This is a genomic window from Yoonia sp. (assembly GCF_965660735.1).
Taxonomy (GTDB): domain Bacteria; phylum Pseudomonadota; class Alphaproteobacteria; order Rhodobacterales; family Rhodobacteraceae; genus Yoonia.
The window spans coordinates 27,798-52,643 of the sequence record NZ_CBFIBD010000019.1 but is presented as its reverse complement, the minus strand read 5'-3'; the positions used below and the strand labels follow the sequence as shown (position 1 = coordinate 52,643).

Sequence of the window (24,846 nt, the reverse complement as noted above, 5' to 3'; positions counted from 1 at the left end):
ATGTCGTACTACTTGTAGGAAATGCGCGCATGGGCCTTTGACAGGGTTGACCATCACGATCCCATGCGCCTCCGATCCCATCGGGGGCTTTTTTATGCGCAACGGATACCAGACGCGAAGGACGCGAAGCAGATGAGCAAAGCCATGACGGGCGCAAGGATGGTGGTGCAGGCCCTGATCGATCAGGGTGTGGATGTCGTGTTCGGATATCCCGGCGGGGCGGTGCTTCCGATCTATGACGAGATTTTCCAGCAGGACCGGATCAAGCACGTGCTGGTGCGCCACGAACAGGCCGCGGTCCATGCCGCCGAGGGCTATGCGCGCGCCACCGGCAAGCCCGGCGTGGCGCTGGTCACATCCGGTCCCGGGGCCACCAATGCGGTGACGGGTCTGACGGACGCGCTGATGGACAGTATCCCGATCATCGTGCTGACGGGGCAGGTGCCGACCTTCATGATCGGATCGGACGCGTTTCAAGAGGCCGACACCGTCGGCATCACGCGGCCCTGCACGAAACACAACTGGCTGGTCAAGGACACCGACCGGCTGTCGGCCACCCTGCACGAGGCGTTCCATGTCGCCACCCAAGGGCGCCCGGGCCCGGTGCTGGTCGACATTCCCAAGGACGTGCAGTTCGCCACCGGCACCTATACCCCCGCCCGCGCCGTGGAAACGCATTACAATCCGCAGGTCAAGGGCGATCTGGAGATGATCACCGAACTGGCGAAGGCGATGGAAACCGCCAAGCGCCCGGTGTTCTATACCGGCGGCGGGGTCATCAACGCGGGGCCTGCCGCAAGCCAGCTTTTGCGCGAACTGGTGGCGGCGACCGGCTTTCCGATCACATCGACCCTGATGGGTCTGGGGGCGTATCCTGCGTCGGGCGACGGCTGGCTGGGGATGCTGGGCATGCATGGCCTGTATGAGGCGAACATGGCGATGCACGACTGCGATCTGATGATCAACATCGGCGCGCGGTTCGACGACCGGATCACCGGGCGCATCGATGCCTTCAGCCCCAAATCCACCAAGGCGCATATCGACATCGACGCCAGCAGCATCAACAAGGTGATCCACGTCGATATCCCGATCCTGGGTGATGTGGCGCATGTGCTGGAGGACCTGATCAAGGTCTGGAAATCCCGCGGTGCGAAGACCAACAAGGAAAGCCTGGCCAAATGGTGGGGCCAGATCAACGCGTGGCGCGCGGTGGATTGTCTGAAGTTCAAGCAGGCCGGCCCGGTGATCAAGCCGCAATACGCCCTGCAACGGCTGGAGGCGCTGACCAAGCAGCACGACCGTTACATCTGCACCGAGGTCGGCCAGCACCAGATGTGGGCCGCGCAATATCTGGGGTTCGAGGCCCCCAACCGCTGGATGACATCGGGGGGCTTGGGCACCATGGGCTATGGCTTTCCCGCGTCGATCGGCGTGCAGATGGGCCACCCCGACGCGCTGGTCATCAACGTCGCCGGAGAGGCATCGTGGCTGATGAACATGCAGGAACTGGGCACCGCGATGCAATACCGGCTGCCGGTGAAGCAGTTCATCCTGAACAACGAACGGCTGGGCATGGTGCGCCAGTGGCAGGAATTGCTGCACGGCGAGCGGTATAGTTCATCATGGTCCGAAAGCCTGCCCGACTTTGTCAAACTGGCCGAGGCATTCGGCGCCAAGGGCATCCAGTGCAGCGACCCCGACACATTGGACGATGCGATCATGGAAATGCTGACCCACGACGGCCCGGTGGTGTTCGATTGTCTGGTGGAAAAGCACGAAAACTGCTTTCCGATGATCCCGTCCGGCAAGGCGCATAACGAAATGCTGATGGGCGAGGCCGACACCCGGGGCGCCATTCAGGGCGCGGGCGAGGCGCTGGTCTGAACCTTCCGCCCGGTCGCCAGACCGGGCGGCGCTTCGCCCCACCCTGCGGACCGACGCCGCCCTCACCGATAGAAATCCAGTTACAAGGACCACCCCATGTCCCCGCTCAAGATCAAGAAAGGCGCGACCAGCCATTCCGCCTATAACCTGCGCCCCACCTTTTCCGACGTGGAAGAACGGCACACGCTGGCGGTGCTGGTGGAAAACGAACCCGGCGTGCTGGCCCGCGTCATCGGGCTGTTTTCCGGGCGCGGCTATAACATCGACAGCCTGACCGTGGCCGAGATCGACCACCTGGGCCACCGCAGCCGCATCACCATCGTCACCCGCGGCACGCCGCAGATCATCACCCAGATCAAGGCGCAACTGGGCCGCATCGTCGATGTGCACGACGTCCACGACCTGACCGTCGAAGGGCCATCAGTGGAACGCGAACTGGCCCTGCTCAAGGTCGCAGGCAGCGGCGACCACCGGGTCGAGGCGCTGCGCCTGGCAGACATCTTTCGCGCAAGCGTGGTCGACAGCACGCTGACCAGCTTTGTCTTCGAGATCACAGGCACACCCGAAAAAATCGACGCCCTCGCAGACCTCATGCGCCCCCTCGGCCTCCAGGAAATCGCAAGAACAGGCGTCGCAGCGCTCGCACGCGGAGAGGTGTGATTATTCCAGAAAAACCGGCAGGTTGATGGGGCCGCGAAAGCCGAAACCGCGCCACTGGACATCTTCGGCACTGGCCAGCCGCATGTTGGGGAACCGTTCGAACAACATCGGCAGCATGACCACGCCAACCGCGCGGCGCGCGACATGGGTGCCCTGACAGAAATGCGGCCCGTTGCCAAAGGACTGATGCGGGTTCTTGTCGCGATAAACGATGAAATCCTCGCCGTTTTCGAACAGATCCTCGTCCCGATTGGCAGAGGCCTGGATGGTCATCACGGTGTCGCCCTTGGGGATCACATGACCGCGAATTTCGGTGTCTTCGGTCACCAGTCGCGATGACGCCTGAATGGGCGCGACCCAGCGCACGCCTTCTTCAAATGCCTTGCCCCAGTCATCTTTGGCAATGACCTGTTCCAACTGGTCTGGATTGGTCAACAGACCATAAAGAATGGTGCACAGCGCATCGCGTGGTTCGTTGATCCCGCCACCAATGGCGATCTTGATGTTCGCATATATCTGCGACAGCGGGATCGGGTCATCGGCATTCAGCATGACCGACAACGCGCTGCTGTTCGGTTCGGCCTTGTGCCACGCCTGCAAACTGTCGAACAGCGCGTCCATTTCGGCGTTTGCCCTGTCGCTGCGTTCGAACGGTTCGGGCAGCCAGCCGAAATTTCCCGCCCCGTCGATCAGTGCCTGCGACCAATCCGCCATCTGCTGATCCGTCGCCTGTTCAGTGCCCAGGACAACGGCCAGACCCCGCGCGGCGTAGGGCACCGCCAAGGCGCTGAAAAGATCGACCACTTCACCTTTTGGAAGCCGATCCAGATAGGCGGTTGCGATGTCACGATAGCGCGGAATCCACTCCGACTGGATTGTCTTCGCACTAAAGGCGGGGGCCATCGCGTTGCGCTCGCGCAGATGCTCTGCTCCATCCTTGCGCATCAGCGTATGGGCAAGGAATGCGCGTTTCATCGGCGCGTTCGGATCGTTCGAGCTGAAAAGAACCGGATCATCCTTGACAGCCTTGGTATCGGCGGCCTTTGTCAATAAGGTTCGCCCAACGGAATTGACGCGCAAGACGGGCGTTTCAGCTCTCAGGCGTTTGTAGATGGGGTAGGGATCCATTACCAATTGGTCGATGCTGATCGAGGTATCAAGCGGGGCAAAAGTGTTGTCAGTCATCGGGTCTCCATCTCGGGTGGGCTCTTGCAAGATCGCATTTTCAGTTTGTCGACAAAAGCGGCGAGGCTATATTTTAGATAGACATATGCAGAGGATTTGAGGGCTTTTAATCACTTATTCTTGATGGCCCACGATACCGATGTATACAAAAATTGACAAGAAGGGTTACGATGGCAGAAATTGAAAAGAAAAAGAGCTTTCAACGTGCCTTGGTCGGATTGCGGGATCGCATTCTTGTCGGCAACCTGATGCAGGGTGATCGCGTCTCAGAAGTGGCCCTTTCTGAGGAACTTGGGATTTCGCGCACCCCCTTGCGCGAGGCGATGCGCGAACTGGTCGATCAGGGCTTGCTGGAACGCGTACCGACCGGCGGTTGCCGGGTCAGCAGTTTTACCAAACGCGATGTGCAGGATGCGATTGACCTGCGCGGCCTGTTGGAGGGTGCCGTTTTCCGGATCGCCGCCGAGCGCGGTATTACCGACGAACAGCGCCAATCATGCGAGGCAACCGTCGCCGAGATCGACAGCGCCTTGGGCGAGACGACGACATGTATCGACTTTGCCCGCTATGTCGTCCTGAACGAAAGATTGCATGAGGAGCTGGCAGCGTTGTGCGATAGCCCTGTGATGTTGGCCGAACTGGCGCGTGTCGTAAAGCGCCCGATGGCGGGACCAAGTGCATTCTTGACGGATCAGTCGATGGCGCCACGCACCCTGCAGTCGCTTTATGTCGCGCAGGATCAACACAAGGCGATTCTGTGCGCGATTGCCAACCGTGAAGGCGCGCGCGCAGAAGCGCTGGCGCGCGAGCATGCCCGCCTGGCGCATCGCAACCTCGCATTTTTTCTTGGTCCCGACCGCAAGCGGGATACGCAGATCCCCGGGCTGACACTGGTTCAGGATGAGGCAGACACCGATCCAGCGCCGCTATAGCACGATTTTTTAGCTTGTATTGCTGCGTGAGGCCCGCCCGATCGACGTATATCCGATGAACCCGGCGTCCAGCACGTCATCCGGGGAATAGATGTTGCGTAAATCCGCCATCAGCGGCCTGTGCATACGATCGGCCAACCGCCGCAAATCCAGTGCGCGAAATTCATTCCAGGCCGTTAGCAACACCAACAGATCTGCACCGTCCGCCGCGTCATAGGCGCTGTCCGACCACGTCACACCGGGCAAAAGTGTTTCGCCTTCCGCACGACCGTGAGGGTCAGTGACGCGGACGGTCGCCCCACCGCCCAGCAATGCGGGCACAATGGTCAGCGCGGGCGATTCACGCATATCATCCGTGTTCGGTTTGAAAGTCACGCCAAGCACGGCAACTGTTTTTCCGGCAAAACTGTCATCGCAAAGGTCGCGCAGTTTTTCGATCATCCGGCGCTTGATCTGTTCGTTCACCTCAATCACGGTTTCGGTGATCCGCATGGGCACACCGTTTTCCTGACCTATGCGGGCCAGTGCCTTGGTGTCCTTGGGAAAACACGACCCGCCAAAGCCCGGACCGGCATGCAGAAACTTGTTCCCGATCCGCCCGTCATAGCCGATACCCTTGGCCACCTCTTTCACGTCGGCGCCTGTGCGTTCGCACAGGGCGGCGATTTCATTGATAAAGGTCACCTTGGTCGCCAGAAATGCGTTCGCCGCGTATTTGATCATTTCCGCGCTTTCGAGATCGGTGGTCACGATCGGAAAATCACGCAGGAACAGGGGCCGGTAAATTGCGGCCATCACCGCCGCCGCGCGGTCGCTTTGCACGCCGACAACCACCCGGTCGGGGCGCATGAAATCATCAATCGCGGCTCCTTCGCGCAGGAACTCGGGGTTTGACGCAACATCGAAATCCAGATGCGGGTTCGCCGCCTTTACGGCGGCTGCCACCTTGCGGTTCGTGCCCACAGGCACAGTCGATTTCGTGACGATCACGACATAATCGCTTGCGGCGCGCGCGACTTCTTCAGCGGCGGCCAACACATAGGACACATCGGCGTGGCCATCACCGCGCCTTGTGGGTGTGCCGACCGCGATGAAAACGGCGTCTGCCCCCTCAATCGCCGTGGGTAAATCACGGCTAAAGCGCAACCGCCCCGCGTCGGTATTGCGCGCCAGCATTACATCCAGACCGGGTTCAAAGATTGGAATTTCGCCCCGTTCGAGCATGTCGATCTTACGCTGATCCCTATCGACGCAAACAATGTCGTGCCCGAAATCCGCGAAACACACCCCCGACACCAGCCCGACGTAACCTGTTCCAATAACTGCAATTTTCATGGCGAGAACCTGATTTGACTAATAATGCCTTGCTGATACCACTGTTTGGTGGCTGTTGCACTTGCATCTTTTGGTTCTGATTTTTCAATAGTCAACCGGGCGTGCGCCGATAGGCCACGGGCGGTTTACCTGACGATCATCGCGTAACGAAATCAGTTGCCGTCGTCGGTGTCGCGGCTCAACAGATCGAACTTGCGCAGCTTGACGTAAAGCGACTGACGTGAAAGCCCCAGCATTTCTGCTGCCGCGACCCGGTTGTTCATGGTCAGCTTGACCGCCGTTTCGATGCACATCTTTTCGACAACGTTCGTTGTTTCTGCGACAATTTCCTTGAGCGACGCGCTCCCTACCAGTTCGGCGACCGAGTGCATGCTTTCATCGCTGGCAGGGGCACCAGTGGTGCGCACTGCATCGGCCTGGCTGGCGTCGCGCATCACAAAGGCAAACACAGCATGGCCCGCTGCATGCAGCCGTGTGACTGAAATTTCGACCGCACGGGGGCTGCCATATTCACCGGCGATCTTGGTCACATACATGCGCATGCGTCCAGCGCGTGTCGCATTTTCAATCATGACCTTTAAATCGACGCTGCCCCGTTGCAGGAAATCTGCAAGGCTCCTCCCCCGCAGGTTGATATCATGCGCCACGTCGATCATTTCCAGAAACGCGTCATTGGCGGAAAGCACTTCGCCACTTTCTGAAGCAAAGATAATCGCTTCGGGGGTGCTCAGGAATAAATCATGCATGTTGCGGGTCAAATCATCAGCGCCGGCACTGCTGTCGTCCACGGCGGAAATCCGGCACAGCAAGATACGGTCGCCGGCCGCGCGGAACAGGGTCGGCTGGATCGTGACAGCCTGCCCTTTGCCACGCAGTTCAGTTCTTGTGATTGCGTTCTGGTCTGAAATCGCTTGCGTTGTCAGACCATCAACAAGATCACCGCGCTTGCGGCCCTCGAATATCGCGTTGAACTGCTGACCAATCAACCTGCCACGGGCGGTATCCACCAAGGTGCAGGCAGCGGGATTGGCATCTGTGATTTCACCAGTCTGGATTGAAACAAACATCACCGGTTCGGTGATGTTTTCCATCAACACACGGAACCTGGTGTCATGTTCACGCTGAATTTCATAGTCGCGCTCAAGGGCCAGCTGGGCCTTGACCAGTTGTTGCTGCATTTCGGCAATCGGGCGCAGATCTGTGCCCAGCAACAAGATCGCACCATCCGGCCCGATCCTGTGGAAACTGTAACGCACCGGAAATTCCCAGCGGCCGGAATCTGCTGAATGATTCAGTTCGACGGGGCGTACAGCCTTTTCGCCCCTCAAGAATACCGCCAGACGGTTTTCGAACTTTGGCACACTTTCCACATTCAGGGCTGCGCGAATATCTTTGCCTTCCCAGTTTTCCAGTCTTTGGAACGTATCATGGGCGGGATTGGCAAGAACGGACAGCACGGTGCCGGTTTCCGAAATAACGATCCCGATATCCGCGACCTCGGAAATGATATCCCCCAGAATTTCAGGGGCGATCAATGGAATGGCACCACTGTTCCAGTATTTTGTTCCACGCGACGTCATCGGCGGCACATCAGAGATAGCATCAGGCCCACCACTTAGGTTCCGCGCATCAAATTGATGCTGTCTTGAGAGTTCATTCTTAGGCCGCAAAGTCTCAGGGCCTCGTCTGGTCGTTTGGTGGCATGGTCGGCGCCCGTGAGTGTCTTCAGGTTCTTCTCTGTTTCGACTTCCAATATTGATCCGCCGATCACCACCAAAGGCGGTTGGAGTGTTGCAGTTTTGACAACATCAACTATCCGGCGCAGTGTTTCAAGCTTTTCACTTTGCGATGCAGAGACGAAAACCGCCTGAAATTTCGTAAGCTTCATCCTCGTGGCGACCTCCTCGCGGCGCAGGCCCAGCATCAAGCGGACCGAATACCCCTTGCGGCGCAACTGCCCCGCCAGCACCATTGCCCCCAGTGTATGATGTGCATCCTGCGGCACGATAAGCAGAATAGACGGCGCATCGGCACGGGCTGACTGATCCCCCGACCATTCCGGCCCCAAATCACGCAACATCGCTTGCAATCGCGACACCCCGATCGTCACCCCGACAAAACCCAATTCATCCGAACACCATTGTTCACCCAACTGGCGGGCAAGCTCGGGGATGTAAAAGTCGGCCATGTCTTCGCGCCGCACACCATTCGCCAGCACATCGTGCATGGCGCGGGTGCATTCAGACTTGTCCGCGCCCAATGCGGCAAGGCGCAGACGGGACAAGACAACGGGATCGAGGTGGCGCGCGACATCCTGAACAACAGCCAAGGCAATTTTCCCCGCCGACCGGCTGGTCTGCGAATTCCGCGCGTTCTTCTGCGCCGTGGCGTCTATGTTCCGACAATCGGCCATCCACGCTTCCTCTGACTGATGCCCACGTATCGAATATGCACGGACAGCATGAAATTACATTGTCCTTTGCACAAAGATGAATGTCAAAGCAAATTGACATTATTTTGGGGTTTAGCCGCATATATTGCGTTAAATTACTGGAAAATGTAGGGAATTCAGTGCGCAGAGACAGCGTAGATAACCAGCATTTTCGGTCACTAAATCTGTAAGTTAAAGTTGACACTTGCCTGTTTTGCCACCTAGTCTTGACACATGAGACTGTCAGGGGCCGTTTACATGTCTGTTGTATCAACCGAAACGACGCGCGCACAGATGCCGATCGCCGCTCCGGCGCGGCGGCTATATTCTGATGCCGAACGTGCGCGGCGTGATGCAACAAAGTGGACCTTGGTTCAGGGCATTCTGGCACCGCTGCAATTTCTTGTTTTTCTGGTCTCGGTTGCGCTTGTGGCGCGCTATCTGCTCACAGGCGCGGGGTACGACGCCGCGACCCTGTCGATCATCGTCAAGACGGGCGTGCTGCTGACGATCATGGTGACCGGTGCAATCTGGGAAAAGGTTGTCTTTGGTCAGTATCTGTTCGCGCCTGCCTTTTTCTGGGAAGACGTGTTCAGCTTTGGCGTGATCGCCTTGCATTTGCTGTATGTTTTCGCCCTTCTGACAGGCGCACTTGCCCCGGTGGGGCTGATGTATCTGGCGCTTGCCGCTTACGCAGCCTACGTCATCAACGCCGGACAGTTCATCTGGAAGCTCCGCATGGCTCGCCTTGATGCAGAGGCACGCCAATGAATGCCCCGCTGACCCCCACGAATGGCGGCTGCCGCAGCGCGCCGGTCCTCAAGGAACGCGGCCAGCGTGAGGTGTTCTGCGGCCTGACCGGTATCATCTGGCTGCACCGCAAGATGCAGGACGCGTTCTTTCTTGTGGTCGGTTCGCGCACCTGCGCGCATTTGCTGCAATCCGCAGCTGGCGTGATGATTTTCGCCGAGCCACGATTCGGCACGGCGATTCTCGAAGAATCAGACCTGGCCGGCCTGGCCGACGCACACACGGAACTGGACCGCGAAGTGGCACGCCTTCTTGAACGCCGCCCCGATATCCGGCAGTTGTTCCTTGTCGGATCCTGCCCGTCCGAAGTCATCAAGATCGACCTTGCCCGTGCCGCCGAACGGCTGAGCCAAGTCCACGCGCCGCATGTAAGGGTGCTGAATTATTCAGGTTCCGGGATCGAAACGACCTTTACCGAGGGCGAAGATGCCTGTCTGGCGTCGATGGTGCCGGTGCTGAAAGATACGACCGCCCGCGAATTGCTGGTGGTCGGTGCGCTGCCTGATGTGGTCGAGGATCAAATGCTGGGGCTGCTGGCCGATCTGGGCATTGGCCCGGTGAGGTTGCTGCCTGCCCGGCGGATCGACGATACGACCGCCGTCGGCCCGGGCACCGTCTTTGCACTGGTCCAGCCGTTCCTTGGTGAAACCCATGCCGCGCTTGAACGGCGCGGCGCGCGGCATCTGCCTGCGCCTTTCCCCTTCGGCGATGAAGGCACAACCGCATGGCTGCGTGCCGTTGCATTGGAATTCGGCATCGATGAGGCCACGTTCGAGGCCGTGACCGCCGCCCCCCGTGCCCGTGCGCAAAGGGCGATTGCCCAAGCATCCGAGGCGTTGCGCGGCAAGTCGGTCTTCTTCTTCCCCGACAGCCAGTTGGAAATCCCGCTCGCCCGCTTCCTGACCCGCGAATGCGGCATGACCGCGATCGAGGTCGGCAGCCCCTATATCCACGACGCGCTGCACGGCCCCGACCTGGACCTGCTGCCCGCCGGCCCGCAAATCTCCGAAGGGCAGGACGTGGACAAGCAACTGGCCCGCGCACGCGCCGCCCGGCCCGACCTGACCGTTTGCGGCCTTGGCCTTGCCAACCCGCTGGAAGCCGAAGGGCTTTCCACAAAATGGGCCATCGAACTTGTGTTTACACCGGTGCATTTCTACGAACAGGCGGGGGATCTGGCCGGTCTCTTTTCGCGTCCGCTGCGCCGCAAGTCCGTCCTTCGACTGGAGGCGGCTGAATGAACTTCTTCTGTTCAAAAATACCTCGGGGTCCGGGGCAGCGCCCCGGGGGTCAGCCATGAAGCTGACCGTCTGGACATACGAAGGCCCCCCCCATGTGGGTGCCATGCGCGTTGCCACCGCGATGAAGGGCCTGCATTACGTCCTTCATGCGCCGCAGGGCGATACCTATGCCGATCTGCTGTTCACCATGATCGAACGGCGCAATCACCGTCCGCCGGTCAGCTACACCACTTTTCAGGCGCGCGATCTGGGTTCGGACACAGCGACGCTGTTCAAGACGTCGTGTCAGGACGCCGTGGACCGATTCAATCCACAGGCGATCATCGTTGGCGCATCCTGTACCGCAGAGTTGATTCAGGATGATCCGGCGGGCCTTGCCGAAACTATGGGCCTGTCGATCCCGGTGATCGCGCTGGAATTGCCAAGCTATCAGCGCAAGGAAAATTTCGGCGCGGATGAAACATTCTATCAGATCGTCAAGCATCTGGCGAAATCGCAAGAGCGTACACCGCGTGTCACCTGCAATATACTCGGCCCGACGGCACTTGGCTTTCGGCACCGCGACGATGTGGAAGAGATTACCGGCCTGTTGTCTGACCTTGGCATCAACGTGAATGTGGTTGCTCCGCTGGGCGCGACGCCCGCCGACATAACCCGCCTGCCTGCTGCGCATTTCAACGTGTTGCTGTCCCCCGAAACGGGTGAAGCAGCGGCCCGCTGGTTGGAAAAGAACCACAATCAACCCTACACCAAGATCGTGCCCATTGGCGTCGGCGCGACCCGCGATTTCATTGCAGAAGTCGGTGACATCGTCGGCAAGCCAGTGATGATCGACGAAAGCCGTTTGCGCCTGCCATGGTGGTCCCGGTCCGTGGACAGCACCTATCTGACAGGCAAGCGCGTTTTCATTTTTGGCGACGGCACCCATGTCGCGGCCCACGCCCGCATCGCCCGCGATGAAATGGGATTCGAGGTCGTCGGCATCGGTTGCTACAACCGCGAAATGGCCCGCCCGATCCGGGCGCTGGCCAAGGAATACGGACTGACCGCCCTGATTACCGATGACTATCTGGAAGTCGAGCAGGCGATTGAAACGCTGTCGCCTGAAATGATCCTTGGCACCCAAATGGAACGGCATATCGGCAAACGGCTGGGTATTCCCTGTGCCGTAATTTCGGCCCCTGTGCATGTGCAGGACTATCCCGCCCGCTATTCCCCGCAGGTAGGTTTCGAGGGCGCGAATGTCATCTTTGACACGCTGATCCATCCGCTTGTCATGGGGCTGGAAGAACATCTGCTGACAATGTTCCGCGACGATTTCGAATTTCACGATGACGCCGGGCCCAGCCATCATGGTGGTAAGGCAGTCGCGCGCAGCGCAACACCCGAACCCGCCCCGCAGCCGGACAGCGACAATATCGTCTGGCTGTCGGACGCCGAAAAAGAACTCAAGAAAATTCCGTTCTTCGTGCGCGGCAAGGCCCGCCGCAACACCGAAACATTCGCGATCGAGAAGGGTTTGCACGAAATCAGTCTCGATACGCTATACGAAGCAAAGGCACATTATGCGCGATGAGGTAGTTCATAAGCCTTACCGCGTGGTGATCGTCACGCTGGATGCCCATGCCGCTGGCCCAGCAGCGCGGGTGTCGTCGCGGCTGAGCCCCGATTTTCCGGGGCTTGAAGTGCAAGTCCTGTCTGCCGCTGAGTGGGGCGAAAGCCCCGATGCGTTGATCCGTGCACGTGAAGCCATTGCAGGCGGCGACATCATCATCGCCAACCTGTTGTTCCTTGAAGAACACATCAAATCCATTCTGCCTGCCATGCAGGCCCGCCGCGATGGTTGCGACGCGATGGTGGGCATGATTGCCGACGGTGAAATCGTCAAGCTGACCCGGATGGGCGATCTGGATATGTCCAAACCCGCGAGCGGCGCGATGGCGCTGCTCAAGAAGCTGCGCGGATCGGCCAGGCCTTCCGCGGATTCAGGTGCCAAGCAGATGAAGATGCTGCGTCGCCTGCCCAAGATATTGCGGTTGATCCCCGGTAAATCGCAGGATCTGCGCGCTTGGTTCCTGTCGATGCAATACTGGCTTGGCGGCTCTGACGACAACGTCGAACAGTTGATCCGCTTCCTCATCGGTCGCTATGCAACCCGGCCGGATTGGCAGGGCGCCAAGGCGAACGCGCCAATCGAATACCCCGAGGTCGGGCTGTATCACCCCGATTTGCCGGGGCACAGAATTGTCACCGATCTGGCCGACCTGCCCCGGCCTGCTGCCCCTGTGGCCACGGTGGGTTTATTGATGCTGCGGTCTTATATCCTTGCGTCTGATTGCGCCCATTACGATGCCGTCATTCGCGCGTTCGAAGAAAAGGGGATGCGTGTCATCCCTGCATTTGCCGGGGGGCTTGACGGGCGTCCTGCGATCGAAAGCTATTTCCAGGGAAATGTGGATGCGATGGTGTCGCTGACCGGCTTTTCCCTGATCGGTGGTCCTGCCTATAATGACAGCGAAGCCGCCGTCGCCTTGCTGGGCAAACTGGACGTGCCCTATATCGCGGCACAGCCGCTGGAATTCCAGACACTGGGTCAATGGGCCGAAAGCCCGCAGGGGCTTGGCCCGATCGAGACGACGATGCTGGTCGCCCTGCCTGAAATTGATGGTGCGACCAACCCCACCGTCTTTGCCGGACGCCACGGTGTCGCCGGGTGCAAGGGCTGTGCGCTGGCCTGTCCGGGCGTATCGGATTGCAAGGCAATGGCCCCTTGCCATGAACGTGTCGCCAGCCTGACGGAAAAGACATTGCGGCTGGCCATCCTGCGTCGCAAGCGCAATGCCGACAAGAAAGTCGGCGTCGTTCTGTTCGGCTTTCCGCCCAACGCCGGGGCTGTGGGAACGGCCGCCTATCTGAGCGTGTTCGAAAGCCTGTTCAATACGCTGAACGCGATGAAGCAGGATGGCTATACGCTTGAAGTGCCGGAAACTGTTGACGACCTGCGCGCCGTGATCCTGAAAGGCAACGCCGCACAATACGGCCAGCAGGCCAATGTCGCCGCCCATGTCGATGCCGACACGATTGTCCGCACATCCCCGCATCTGGCCGAAGTAGAGGCCGCATGGGGCCCCGCCCCCGGCAAGGTGCAGTCTGACGGGCGCGGCGTCTTCGTTCTGGGCCATCAATTCGGGAATGTCTTTGTAGGGGTTCAGCCTGCCTTTGGCTATGAAGGCGATCCGATGCGGCTGTTGTTCGAGCGTGGTTTTGCGCCGACCCATGCGTTTGTCACCTTCTACGACTGGCTGCGCAACAACTTTGCCGCCGATGTCGTGCTGCACTTTGGGATGCATGGCGCGCTGGAATTCATGCCGGGCAAGCAGGCCGGGCTTGGGGCTGCGGACTGGCCGGACCGACTGATCGGTGAGATGCCGAATGTCTATCTTTACGCCGCCAACAACCCGTCCGAGGCCACGCTGGCAAAGCGTCGGTCGAATGCGGTGACCATTACTCACCTGACGCCGCCGCTAACCACGGCGGGGCTTTACAAAGGTCTGGCCGAACTCAAGGACAGTCTGACCCGCTGGCGCGAGATGCCTGTGGGCGATGGCCAGCGCGCCGATCTGGAACAATTGATCCGCGATCAGGCCAACGCGGTGGATCTGAACGCGCGCAACATCGACAAGCTGTGGCTGACCCTGCTGGAAACCGAAGGATCGCTGATTACCGAAGGTCTGCATATTGTGGGCAAGCCGCTGTCTGCAGCCGCGCAAGCCGATATGAAACGGCTGATGCCGCCGGGTGAAGCGGCTGACAAGGCGGTTGAATTGCTGGCCCAGGATCACGAATTGCCGGCGCTGATGCGGGCGCTATCGGCCCATTATATCGCGCCGGTTCCGGGGGGGGATCTGATCAGGGCGCCACAGATTGTGCCGACGGGGCGTAACATACATGCGTTCGATCCGTTCAGGATGCCAACGGCCTTTGCCATCGCCGAAGGGCGCAAGCAGGCTGATTTGCTTCTCAAAACCCATGATGCCATGCCGCGCACAGTGGCGCTGGTGCTGTGGGGGTCTGATAACATCAAGTCTGACGGCGGTCCGATTGGTCAGGCGCTGGCCCTGATGGGAGCAGTGCCACGGTTTGACAATTTCGGGCGCTTGTCCGGCGCTGATCTGATCCCGCTGGAAAAGCTGGGCCGCCCCCGGATTGACGTGGTGATGACCCTGTCGGGCATTTTCCGCGATCTGCTGCCTTTGCAGACCCGTATGTTGGCCGAGGCCGCGTTGAAGGCGGCGCAAGCCGATGAACCCGCAGAGCAGAATTTCATCCGCGCCCATGCGCTGGCCTATGCGCAAGAGATGGATTGCGACCTCGAAACCGCCGCGCTGCGGGTGTTTTCCAATGCCGAAGGGGCCTATGGGTCTAACGTGAACCAGTTGGTCGACAGTTCCGCATTCGGCGACGAGGACGAGTTGGCCGATGCCTATGAGGCACGCAAATCCTTTGCCTATGGCGTGAATGGCAAGGCGTCGCAGAACCCCGCTTTGCTGCAAAAGGCATTGAAGGACGTCGATCTGGCCTATCAGAACCTTGAGTCGGTCGAGCTGGGCGTCACGACGGTCGACCATTATTTCGATACCCTCGGTGGCATTTCGCGCGCCGTGAAGCGGGCAAAGGGTGGCGTCAGCGCACCGGTCTATATCGGCGATCAGACACGGGGTGCAGCCAAGGTGCGCACCTTGCAGGACCAGGTCGCGCTTGAAACCCGGTCGCGCAGCCTGAACCCGAAATTCTATGAAGCGCTGTTGAACCACGGCCACGAAGGTGTGCGCCAGATCGAGGCGCATGTGACCAATACGCTGGGCTGGTCTGCAACGACAGGCGAGGTGGAGCCTTGGGTTTATCAGCGGTTGTCGGAGACCTTTGTGCTGGACAGTGCGATGCGTGAACGGCTGGCGGCCCTGAACCCGCAGGCATCGATGCGCATGGCGAACCGGCTGCTGGAGGCATCCGATCGCGCCTATTGGGCACCGGATGCCGATATGTTGGCTGCGTTGCAGGATGCCGCCGACACGCTGGAAGATCGCATGGAAGGGGTAGCAGCGGAATGACCGGGACGATCAGGTTTTGCGCCCCTGCGGGGCGCGGTGAAAAGGGGGCCAGCCCCCTCGGCCTGCGGCCTCACCCCCGAGGTATTTTTGAACAGAAGAAGTTGATGGAAAGGAGGCTCTCATGAGCCCCAGAGATGAGATCCCGAACCTGAAGGGTTTGGATGGCGAAGGATCAGTACAGGTCCATCAGGATGAAGACGCCAAGATTGAAGGCGCAAAGGTGTTCAGCGTTTATGGCAAGGGCGGGATCGGGAAATCGACGACCTCGTCCAATCTTTCTGCGGCCTTTTCGATGATGGGCAAGCGGGTGTTGCAGATCGGCTGCGACCCCAAGCATGACAGCACCTTTACCCTGACCGGCACGCTGGTGCCGACGGTGATCGACATTCTGAAGGAAGTCGATTTCCACGCCGAGGAACTGCGCCCCGAGGATTTCATTTTCGACGGTTTCAACGGTGTGAAATGTGTCGAGGCGGGCGGCCCACCCGCCGGAACCGGTTGTGGTGGTTATGTAGTGGGCCAGACTGTCAAATTACTTAAGCAGCATCATCTGCTGGAAGACACCGATGTGGTGATTTTCGATGTGCTGGGTGATGTGGTTTGCGGTGGTTTTGCAGCACCTTTGCAGCATGCGGACCGTGCGCTGATCGTCACGGCAAATGACTTTGACAGCATTTATGCGATGAACCGGATCATTGCCGCCGTGCAGGCCAAGTCGGCCAACTACAAGGTGCGGCTGGCAGGCTGCGTGGCGAACCGGTCACGCGAGACGGATGAGGTCGATCGTTACTGCCGGACAGTGGGATTCAACCGGATTGCGCATATGCCCGATCTGGATGCCATCCGCCGTTCGCGGCTGAAGAAAAAGACCCTGTTCGAAATGCCCGATGATGAAGAAATCGTGCAGGTCCGCAAGGAATACATCCGCTTGGCCGAAACGCTTTGGAACGGGACGGAGCCGCTGGCGCCTGCGCCATTGCCCGACCGTGAGATCTTTGAATTGCTGGGGTTTGATTGATGTCGGGCTACGCCGCCACGCGTGACCGGGTCGAACACTATTTCGACCGTTCCGCGACCAAGACATGGGAACGTCTGACGTCGGACGCGCCGGTGTCGGGTATTCGCGCCACAGTGCGCGCGGGGCGTGACCGGATGCGTGATTTGTTGTTGGCGCAGTTGCCTGGCGATTTGCGCGGCGCGCGTATACTGGATGCCGGTTGCGGCACCGGTGCGCTGGCGGTGGCACTGGCGCAGCGCGGGGCCGAGGTGGTGGCTGTCGATATTTCGCCCGCGTTGATAGAGATTGCACGCAGACGGATGCCAGCAGGGATGCATGGCAACATCGACTGGATCACGGGTGACATGCTGGATGCAACGCACGGCGGGTTTGACCACGCGGTCGCAATGGATTCGCTGATCTATTACGATGCGCCGGATATTGCCGCCCTGCTGGGTCGTGCCGCACCCCGTGTCGCTGGCAAGTTCATCTTTACCGTCGCCCCGCGCACGCCCGCACTAATGGCGATGTGGCGTGTGGGCAAGTTGTTCCCCCGCGCCGATCGCAGCCCGACCATGGTGCCACAGACCATTGTCGGCGTGGCGGAAGCGCTGCGGAGGGCGGGCATCAGGGGCCATTTGCGCGATATCGAGCGGGTGAAATCCGGTTTCTACATCTCGAACGCTCTGGTTTTTGAGGAACGCCCGAAATGATTTTCAAAGCCTCAGCCCTGAAGCGACTTTCGGTGAACATGCTGCCGTTCAGCGATGCGGTCAGCGATGATCTGCCGCTGGGGCAGTTGCTGCGACTGTCGCTGTTTCAGGTGTCGGTGGGCATGGCCGCCGTGATGCTGCTTGGCACGCTGAACCGGGTGATGATCGTCGAACTGAATATCGGCGCGATGCTGGTGGCGGCGATGATCGCTATCCCTGTGCTGGTCGCACCGTTTCGCGCGCTGGTCGGGTTCAAGTCGGATAACTACAAATCCGCAATCGGGTGGAAACGGATCCCTTATCTGTGGTTCGGCACCATGTGGCAGTTCGGTGGGCTTGCCATCATGCCTATGGCGCTGCTGGTGCTGGCCGGGGATCGGGCGCTTGACGTGGACTGGGCGGGCTATGTGGGGGCCGCACTGGCGTTTCTGCTGACCGGTCTCGGGATGCATATGACCCAGACCGCCGGTCTGGCGCTGGCCGCTGACCGCGCGACCGAGGAAACGCGGCCCAAGGTCGTGGCCCTACTATATGTCATGCACCTGGTGGGAATGGTGATTTCCGCCGTGATTATTGGTGCCTTGCTGCGTGATTATTCCGCCTTGCGGTTGGTGCAGGTGGTGCAGGGCACCGCCGTTGTGACGCTGCTTTTAAACCTGATCGCGCTGTGGAAGCAGGAAAAAGTCCGCCCCATGTCCAAGGCCGAACGCGCGGTCGTCAGCCCGACCTTTCGGGATGCGTGGCGGGATCTGGCCACTGGCGGCGACGCCGGGCGCCTGTTGGCGGTGGTGTTTCTGGGAGCCATGGCGTTCAACATGCAGGATGTGTTGCTGGAACCTTATGGCGGTGAAATCCTTGGTCTGTCGGTATCTGCCACGACGCTGCTGACGGCGATGTGGGCCGGGGGTGCTCTGATCGGTTTTGCGATGGCGGCGCGCTGGCTGGCGCGGGGGATGGACCCGTATCGCATGGCAACACGCGGTATTCTGGCCGGGATCGCGGCGTTCTGTGCCGTCATCTTTGCCGCGCCCATGGGGTCGCACATACTGTTTTTTGCTGGTGCCGCCCTGATCGGGTTTGGTGGTGGGCTGTTCGGGGTTTCGACCCTAACCGCCGCCATGACGATGCCTGCCATCGGCAATGCCGGTCGCGGCCTCGCGCTGGGTGCCTGGGGGGCCGCTCAGGCCACCGGTGCCGGGCTGTCCATCTTTATCGGGGGCACCTTGCGTGACCTTGTGAACCATGCCGCTGGGAACGGCACATTGGGAGAGGCGCTCGCCACGCCTGCCACCGGCTATTCGGTCGTTTATCACACCGAAATCGGCCTTTTGTTTATCACCTTGATTGTGCTTGGGCCGCTGGTGCGCGTCCGGGCCATGACACGCGGGGGGTCTGCCAAGCTGGGATTGGCCGATTTCCCTACCTGACCACTGAAAGGAATCATCATGGTTGGCACTACATTCTTTGGAGACTTCGATCTGGCGAGCGCGGCAATCTGGCTTTTCTGGATCTTTTTCGCCGGTCTGGTTTACTATCTTCAGACCGAAAACATGCGCGAAGGCTATCCCCTGCGCGATGACGATGATGGGGTGCCCGCAAACGAGAGCCTGTTCCCGTTGCCCAAGGAAAAGACGTTTCAACTGCGCAACGGGCGCGGCACGCTGACCGTTCCCAACAAGGAACACGAAGACACGTTGATCCGTAGCGATCTGGCGCTTGCGCCATCTGCCGTCGCGACGGGTTCGCCATGGATCCCGACAGGTGATCCGATGGTCGATGGTGTCGGCCCGGCCAGCTGGGCCATTCGCCGCGATGAGCCTGAACTGGATTACGAAGGCCACGCCAAGATCAAGCCGATGTCCACGTTGGACGATTTCCGCGTATCCGCCGGGCGCGACCCGCGCGGCAAACCGGTTGTCGGCGGTGACGGTGAGGTCGTCGGGCGCGTCATCGACATGTGGGTTGATGTGCCGGAACAGATGGTGCGTTACCTGACCGTCGATCTGAACCCCGAAGGCAGCGGGAAAACGCGGCTTGTCCCCATGACGATGGCCAAAATCGGTGGTGATCGTGTGACCGTCCGCGCGCTGCATGCCCATAACTGGGAAGGCATCCCGACGACCAAAAGCGCCGACAAGGTAACACTGCTCGAAGAAGACAAGATCTGCGGATATGTCGCAGGTGGCACACTTTATGCCAAGCCAGGTGCGATGAGCGCCTGAAGAACCACGTGGCCCCGGTTCGCCACCGGGGCTGCACAAACACCAAAGGGAACCAGCCATGAGCCACGACGATTTCAAAGTTGAACCCATCCGCGGCCTGCCAGAGGCATTGCCTGCCGATGAACATATCCTGTGGCAAGGGTCACCCGATCCGCGCCGTCTGGCCCGCGAGGCGCTGAACCTGCGCTGGGTGGCAGGGTATTTCGCCCTGCTGACGGTCTGGCGTATTGGGGCATCAACCGCAGATTTTCCACTTGGCGTATCCGTGATGCACGGGCTGCCTTTCGTTGTTGCCGGGGCCATTGCATGCGCCATTCTTTATGGCATCGCCTATGTGCAGGCCCGCGCTACGGTCTATACCCTGACAAACAAGCGGGTCGCCATGCGGATCGGTGCGGCGCTGACCATGACGCTGAACCTGCCCTATACGTGGATCGGCACCGCAAAACTGGACCTGAAGCCATCGGGCCACGGCACGCTGGCATTTGAACTGATCGGTGACAGCCGGGTATCGTATCTGATGACATGGCCGCATGTCCGGCCCTGGCACATGTCGCGCACCCAGCCCGCGCTGCGCTGCATCCCCGATGCAGAAAACGTCGCACGAATCTTTGCCGAGGCAGCCGAAACCCGCATTTCCCAGCCTGTCGTCAGCCGTGGCACCTCACATGACGGCAAAGCCGTCGCAGCAGAGTAAACCCGATGTCAAATGTATCCACCCGCCACCACGACCGCGACATGGTTCCCAAGGCGCTTGTGCAGGGCATGTTTGCCCTGATGATCGCGACGCTGGGGCTTGTTGCATTTGCAACATTCACGGGACGCGAGCCCTTGGCCCAAGTGCAGGAAACGGCCGTCGAGGTTGCGCGTCAGATCGTTCTGACAGGCGACCGTAACGGCGTTTACGTCGTGCATGATCTGAATGGCAATCAACTGGCCGTATCCAGCGAAAACAAGGCCGGGTTCATCGGTGTGATCGGCCGGGTCTTTGACCGGGAACGCCAGTTGCAGGCGAAGACATCCGACGCACCGATTACGGTGCTGCGCCGCAAGAACGGCAATGTTGCTGTTGTCGATGAAACCACCGGGCTGTCTGTCGAACTTATTGGCTATGGCGTGGATAACGTGGCAGCCTTTGCCAGACTGCTGGATTGAAACCGCACACGGGTTAGCCCCCTGCGTGCATGAATGTGAAAGGGAACTCACATGGGACTATTTTTGAGAGAGACGGAAACCGCGCCCTGCACGGTGACGATTTCGCACCGGTTCGAGGAACTGTCGGCGCATGTCCGTCTGGATAATGGCGCGGTCATTCATCCCGGCGATACGGTGCAGGTGCAAGGCCCGGAGATCATGGCCGCCTTTGGTGAAATGATCGAGGAAAAGCGCACCGCCGTGATTACACGTGCGTCAAAGCTGGAACAGCTTTGGACCCGCGCCACCGGTGATCTTGAATTCATGGAACTGTGCGAATTCTCATTCAGCGAAGAGGTGATGTCATGAATATCCATTCATCAAATGCGAACACCGCCGAAGAAGCCATTGCCGCGCAAGAGGCATTGCCGCCGCTGACCAACGAAGAGGCGACCAAGGTTGCCATGTCGAACACGCTGCTGACGCCGCGTTTCTACACCACCGATTTCGCGGAAATGGACGCGATTGACGTCACCCCCGTCCGCAAGGACTGGGACAAGCTGATCGCGGCGATGAAAGCAGACCCGAACAAGGGCCACTTTCGCAAGAACGAAGACTGGGACACCGTCGATTGGGACGGGATGGAACCCAAGTTGAAAGCCGAATTCATCGACTTTCTGATTTCATCCTGCACGGCGGAATTCTCGGGCTGTGTGCTGTATAAGGAAATGAAACGGCGCGGATCGAACAAGGACATCACCGAACTGTTCCAGTTGATGGCCCGCGACGAAGCCCGCCATGCCGGCTTCATCAACGACGCCTTGCGCGAAGCGGGAATCGCTGTGAACCTTGGCTTTCTGACGCAGGCCAAGAAATACACCTACTTCCGCCCCAAGTTCATCTATTACGCCACCTATCTGTCGGAAAAGATCGGCTATGCGCGGTATATCACGATTTTCCGCCATTTGGAGGAACACCCCGAAATGCGGTTCCACCCGATTTTCAAATGGTTCCGTGAATGGTGCAACGACGAGTTTTCCCATGGCGAGGCGTTCGCCCTGCTGCTGAAAACCGACCCCAAGCTGACGGAAAGCTGGGCCAACCGCATGTGGATCAAGTTTTTCCTGACGGCCGTGTTTTCGACCATGTGGGTGCGCGACCACCAGCGCCCCGAATTCCACAAGGCGCTGGGCGTTGATCCTGAATGGTATGGCCAAGAGGTGTTCCGCAAGACATCCGACATTTCGCGTCAGGTGTTCCCGATGGTGCTGGATATTGACCATCCGCGTTGGAAACCGACCTTGCGTCGGATGGAAGCTGCGAATGTGCAGATCGCCAGAGGGCGCAAGCAAGGCGGCGTCGGGGGCTGGGCCAAGCGCATGGCAGGGTCTGCCAAGGCAGGGTTTGCGTTCGTGTCGCTGATGACGATACCGGTGGAAAAGAATGCGGTGCCCGACAGCCCCCGGATGGAGCCTGTTTACTAATGCGGCGGGCGGTTTTCATGCTGAAAACCGGTGGAGGCTCTGCCTCCACACCACCGGGATATTTGTGCTCGGAAGAAACAAGATGACATCACCTTGGACCGCATCGCTGTTTGCCATATTCGTCTGGTGGTTTTCCACCGGGGCGATTTTGGTGGCGGTGCGGCGCGCTGACCGACAGAACAACCACGCAGTGACCGTAATTGCGGGTGTGCCGCTGCTGATCATCGGTCTTTGGGCGGTGATGTCTACACTGGCGGATGCCAGCGTTCTTGGGGCCTATATGGGTTTTCTGGGTGCGTTGGCCGTCTGGGCCTGGATCGAACTGGCCTTTCTGGCAGGCGTCGTCACCGGCCCGATGCGCAACGATTGCCTGCCGGGCCTGTCGGGAAAGGACCGGTTCAACCGCGCCTTTGCCACGGTCGCCTATCATGAACTGCTGCTGACCGCTGGTTTGCTGGGGTTGGTCCTGCTGTCACAGGGCGCGCCGAACCGGATGGCGATGGCGACCTATCTGGTGCTGTTTCTGGCGCGTATATTCGCCAAGCTGAACCTGTTTTTCGGGGTGCCCCGGATCAATACGGAATTTCTGCCAGATCGCCTGATCCATCTGAAAACCTATTTCCGGCGCGGGCCTGTCACGCTTGCCTTTCCTGCGGCGATCACCGCGCTGACCGCCCTGCTGGCAGTCTGTGCCGAACGCCTTTGGACCGCCGGATCTGACGCAACTGTCGTCGGATTTGCCCTGCTGACTGCGCTGGCGGCGCTGGCGTTGCTGGAACACTGGCTGATGGTGGTGCCGCTGCCTGATGCGAAACTCTGGCGCTGGATGTTGCCCGCGCCCAAAACCATGCCCAAAGAAGAAAGATGAGACCGATGGATTTTGATGCCCTTTTCAACGCGCAGCTGAACCAGCTGAAAGATGATGGCAATTACCGGTATTTTGCCGAGCTGGAACGCAAGTGCGGGAAATTCCCCCGGGCCGCCAACCATGCCGAGGACGGCGTGCGCGATGTGACCGTGTGGTGTTCCAACGATTATCTGGGCATGGGCCAGCATCCGGCGGTCATTGCCGCCATGTGCGAGGCGGTGGAACGCACCGGCACCGGATCGGGTGGGACGCGCAATATCAGCGGCACCAATCACGATCACTTGTTGCTGGAACATGAACTGGCTGATCTGCACGGCAAGGAAGCGGCACTTTTGTTTACCAGCGGTTATGTGTCGAACTGGGCGGCGCTATCCACGCTGGGGAGCCGGTTGGAAAACTGCGTGATCCTGTCGGATGCGGGAAACCATGCGTCCATGATCGAAGGCATCCGCCATTCCCGCGCCGACAAGGTGATCTGGAAACACAACGATGTGCATGATCTGGAAATGAAGCTGCGCGCCCTGCCGCGCGATGTGCCCAAGATCGTCGCGTTCGAAAGCGTCTATTCGATGGATGGCGATATGGCCCCGATCCGCCAGATCGTCGAAGTGGCCGAGAAATACGGCGCAATGACCTATCTGGACGAGGTGCACGCCGTGGGCATGTATGGCCCGCGCGGTGGCGGCGTGAGCGAACGTGAAGGGATTGCCGACCGGATCACCCTGATCGAGGGCACGTTGGGCAAGGCATTCGGCGTTGTCGGCGGCTACATCACCGGGTCTGCGGCGCTTTGTGATTTTATCCGCAGCTTTGCCAGTGGGTTTATCTTTACCACGGCGTTGCCCCCTGCCGTGGCGGCCGCAGCGCGGACATCGATCGCCTATCTCAAGCAGTCAGAGATCGAGCGCGCCCAACAGCGCCGCCAAGTGGCCCGTCTGCGGGCGGCGCTGGATCGCGAAGGCATTCCGCATATGGCCAACGAAAGCCATATCGTGCCTGTGCTGATAAAGGATCCGGTCAAGACCCGGATGCTGGCCGATTACCTGATGCGCGAATGGGATATTTACGTGCAGCCGATCAATTATCCGACCGTCCCCAAGGGCACGGAGCGGCTTCGGTTTACGCCGTCGCCACTGCATACAGATGCCGATATCGACTATCTTGTCAAAGCGCTCAGCGTTCTTTGGCGGCAGTGCGCCCTTGCCCATGCTGTTGCCTGATCGGGATCACACAACTTTTTCCCAGCAGGGGTGGACCACCCTGCTGTTTGTATTACATTGCCATGCGACTGGGGCAAACGGTCAAAACAGAGATCGAAAAGGAACACGATCATGAAAAGATTTACAATGGCAGCTGCTTTTGCAGTTCTCGCAGCGCCCGCTTTTGCAGCTGGCCATGCATCCACCCAAGGTGACGCAGCCGCCGGTGAAGAACAGTTCAACCGCCAGTGCGTGGCCTGCCACGTGGTGCAGGATGCATCGGGCGAGGTGCTGGCAGGGCGCAACGCCAAGACAGGTCCGAATCTTTATGGTATCGCCGGTCGGACGATCGGGTCCGTCGAAGGGTTCCGTTACGGTGATTCCATCGTCGAAGTCGGCGAAGCTGGCGGTGTATGGACGGAAGAGGCATTTGTCGGTTACGTGCAAGACCCAACAGATTGGCTGCGCGAAACGCTGGATAATCGCCGCGCCCGCGGCAAGATGGCCTATCAGGTGCGCGAAGAATCGCAGGCTTATGACCTGTTCGCTTATCTTTCGACCTTTGGCGCAGAAGAAGCCGAAGCAACCAATTAATTTCATTCTTGAAAAGACCGCCTTGGGAAACCTGGGCGGTCTTTTT

General features: G+C 59.6%; 22 protein-coding genes. 18 read left to right on the top strand and 4 right to left on the bottom strand.

Annotation, left to right across the window (positions count from 1 at the left end; genetic code table 11):
• Positions 1 to 132: 132 nt before the first annotated feature.
• Positions 133 to 1,884: an acetolactate synthase 3 large subunit gene (locus ACTG4B_RS08925; RefSeq protein WP_439155346.1), complete on the top strand. Its 1,752-nt coding sequence runs from the start codon at positions 133 to 135 to the stop codon at positions 1,882 to 1,884.
• 96 nt (positions 1,885 to 1,980) lie between these two features.
• Positions 1,981 to 2,544 carry an acetolactate synthase small subunit gene (ilvN, locus tag ACTG4B_RS08920; RefSeq protein WP_439155345.1) on the top strand — a complete coding sequence of 188 codons (564 nt, stop codon included), beginning with the start codon at positions 1,981 to 1,983 and terminating at the stop codon, positions 2,542 to 2,544.
• Here the strand turns inward: ilvN and ACTG4B_RS08915 are convergent, their stop codons facing one another.
• Entirely contained in the window at positions 2,545 to 3,729 is a 1,185-nt protein-coding gene (locus ACTG4B_RS08915) for a cytochrome P450 (protein WP_439155344.1), read from the bottom strand.
• Positions 3,730 to 3,899: 170 nt separating this feature from the next.
• On the opposite strand from ACTG4B_RS08915, the gene ACTG4B_RS08910 reads away from it, so the two are divergent.
• Entirely contained in the window at positions 3,900 to 4,661 is a 762-nt protein-coding gene (locus tag ACTG4B_RS08910) for a GntR family transcriptional regulator (RefSeq protein WP_439155343.1), read from the top strand.
• 9 nt (positions 4,662 to 4,670) lie between these two features.
• Here ACTG4B_RS08910 and ACTG4B_RS08905 read toward each other — a convergent pair whose 3' ends face one another.
• The 3 genes from ACTG4B_RS08905 to ACTG4B_RS08895 all read right to left on the bottom strand — a co-directional run bounded on the left by ACTG4B_RS08905 (position 4,671) and on the right by ACTG4B_RS08895 (position 8,409).
• The gene (locus tag ACTG4B_RS08905) at positions 4,671 to 5,996 is read right to left on the bottom strand and encodes a UDP-glucose dehydrogenase family protein (RefSeq protein WP_439155342.1); all 1,326 of its coding nucleotides are present in this window, start codon (positions 5,994 to 5,996) and stop codon (positions 4,671 to 4,673) included.
• A 152-nt stretch (positions 5,997 to 6,148) separates the two neighbouring features.
• Positions 6,149 to 7,576 (bottom strand): transcriptional regulator PpsR, encoded by a 1,428-nt coding sequence (gene ppsR / locus ACTG4B_RS08900; protein WP_439155341.1) that lies wholly within the window; start codon positions 7,574 to 7,576, stop codon positions 6,149 to 6,151.
• A 35-nt stretch (positions 7,577 to 7,611) separates the two neighbouring features.
• Complete coding sequence (locus ACTG4B_RS08895) at positions 7,612 to 8,409, bottom strand: cobalamin B12-binding domain-containing protein (protein WP_439155340.1); 798 nt, start codon at positions 8,407 to 8,409, stop codon at positions 7,612 to 7,614.
• A gap of 276 nt (positions 8,410 to 8,685) precedes the next feature.
• Here ACTG4B_RS08895 and bchF point away from each other — a divergent pair, with 276 nt between their 5' ends.
• From bchF to ACTG4B_RS08820, 15 genes are all read left to right on the top strand, one after another.
• Complete coding sequence (gene bchF / locus ACTG4B_RS08890) at positions 8,686 to 9,198, top strand: 2-vinyl bacteriochlorophyllide hydratase (protein WP_439155339.1); 513 nt, start codon at positions 8,686 to 8,688, stop codon at positions 9,196 to 9,198.
• On the top strand, positions 9,195 to 10,478 hold the full coding sequence (locus ACTG4B_RS08885; RefSeq protein ID WP_439155338.1) for a ferredoxin:protochlorophyllide reductase (ATP-dependent) subunit N: 1,284 nt from the start codon (positions 9,195 to 9,197) through the stop codon (positions 10,476 to 10,478). Before bchF ends, ACTG4B_RS08885 begins: the two co-directional genes overlap by 4 nt.
• 55 nt (positions 10,479 to 10,533) lie before the next feature.
• Positions 10,534 to 12,054: a ferredoxin:protochlorophyllide reductase (ATP-dependent) subunit B gene (gene bchB, locus ACTG4B_RS08880; protein WP_439155337.1), complete on the top strand. Its 1,521-nt coding sequence runs from the start codon at positions 10,534 to 10,536 to the stop codon at positions 12,052 to 12,054.
• Positions 12,044 to 15,589, top strand: a complete 3,546-nt coding sequence (locus ACTG4B_RS08875) for a magnesium chelatase subunit H (protein WP_439155336.1) — start codon at positions 12,044 to 12,046, stop codon at positions 15,587 to 15,589. Before bchB ends, ACTG4B_RS08875 begins: the two co-directional genes overlap by 11 nt.
• A 121-nt stretch (positions 15,590 to 15,710) precedes the next feature.
• On the top strand, positions 15,711 to 16,607 hold the full coding sequence (bchL, locus tag ACTG4B_RS08870) for a ferredoxin:protochlorophyllide reductase (ATP-dependent) iron-sulfur ATP-binding protein (RefSeq protein ID WP_439155335.1): 897 nt from the start codon (positions 15,711 to 15,713) through the stop codon (positions 16,605 to 16,607).
• A complete protein-coding gene (gene bchM / locus ACTG4B_RS08865; RefSeq protein WP_439155334.1) occupies positions 16,607 to 17,299 on the top strand; it encodes a magnesium protoporphyrin IX methyltransferase in 693 nt (230 codons plus the stop codon). The genes bchL and bchM overlap by 1 nt, the downstream gene beginning before the upstream one ends.
• A complete protein-coding gene (locus ACTG4B_RS08860; protein WP_439155333.1) occupies positions 17,296 to 18,726 on the top strand; it encodes a PucC family protein in 1,431 nt (476 codons plus the stop codon). The genes bchM and ACTG4B_RS08860 overlap by 4 nt, the downstream gene beginning before the upstream one ends.
• An 18-nt stretch (positions 18,727 to 18,744) precedes the next feature.
• Positions 18,745 to 19,521: a photosynthetic reaction center subunit H gene (gene puhA, locus ACTG4B_RS08855; protein WP_439155332.1), complete on the top strand. Its 777-nt coding sequence runs from the start codon at positions 18,745 to 18,747 to the stop codon at positions 19,519 to 19,521.
• A 58-nt stretch (positions 19,522 to 19,579) separates the two neighbouring features.
• The gene (puhB, locus tag ACTG4B_RS08850) at positions 19,580 to 20,218 is read left to right on the top strand and encodes a photosynthetic complex putative assembly protein PuhB (RefSeq protein WP_439155331.1); all 639 of its coding nucleotides are present in this window, start codon (positions 19,580 to 19,582) and stop codon (positions 20,216 to 20,218) included.
• A gap of 5 nt (positions 20,219 to 20,223) precedes the next feature.
• A complete protein-coding gene (puhC, locus tag ACTG4B_RS08845) occupies positions 20,224 to 20,676 on the top strand; it encodes a photosynthetic complex assembly protein PuhC (protein WP_439155330.1) in 453 nt (150 codons plus the stop codon).
• A gap of 51 nt (positions 20,677 to 20,727) precedes the next feature.
• Positions 20,728 to 21,024: a hypothetical protein gene (locus ACTG4B_RS08840; RefSeq protein ID WP_439155329.1), complete on the top strand. Its 297-nt coding sequence runs from the start codon at positions 20,728 to 20,730 to the stop codon at positions 21,022 to 21,024.
• Entirely contained in the window at positions 21,021 to 22,139 is a 1,119-nt protein-coding gene (acsF, locus tag ACTG4B_RS08835) for a magnesium-protoporphyrin IX monomethyl ester (oxidative) cyclase (RefSeq protein WP_439155328.1), read from the top strand. The genes ACTG4B_RS08840 and acsF overlap by 4 nt, the downstream gene beginning before the upstream one ends.
• 82 nt (positions 22,140 to 22,221) lie before the next feature.
• Entirely contained in the window at positions 22,222 to 23,007 is a 786-nt protein-coding gene (gene puhE, locus ACTG4B_RS08830; RefSeq protein ID WP_439155327.1) for a putative photosynthetic complex assembly protein PuhE, read from the top strand.
• A 5-nt stretch (positions 23,008 to 23,012) separates the two neighbouring features.
• Positions 23,013 to 24,227, top strand: coding sequence for a 5-aminolevulinate synthase (gene hemA, locus ACTG4B_RS08825; RefSeq protein ID WP_439155326.1), 1,215 nt, complete (start codon positions 23,013 to 23,015; stop codon positions 24,225 to 24,227).
• A 111-nt stretch (positions 24,228 to 24,338) separates the two neighbouring features.
• Positions 24,339 to 24,800 carry a c-type cytochrome gene (locus tag ACTG4B_RS08820; protein WP_439155325.1) on the top strand — a complete coding sequence of 154 codons (462 nt, stop codon included), beginning with the start codon at positions 24,339 to 24,341 and terminating at the stop codon, positions 24,798 to 24,800.
• Positions 24,801 to 24,846 lie beyond the last annotated feature (46 nt).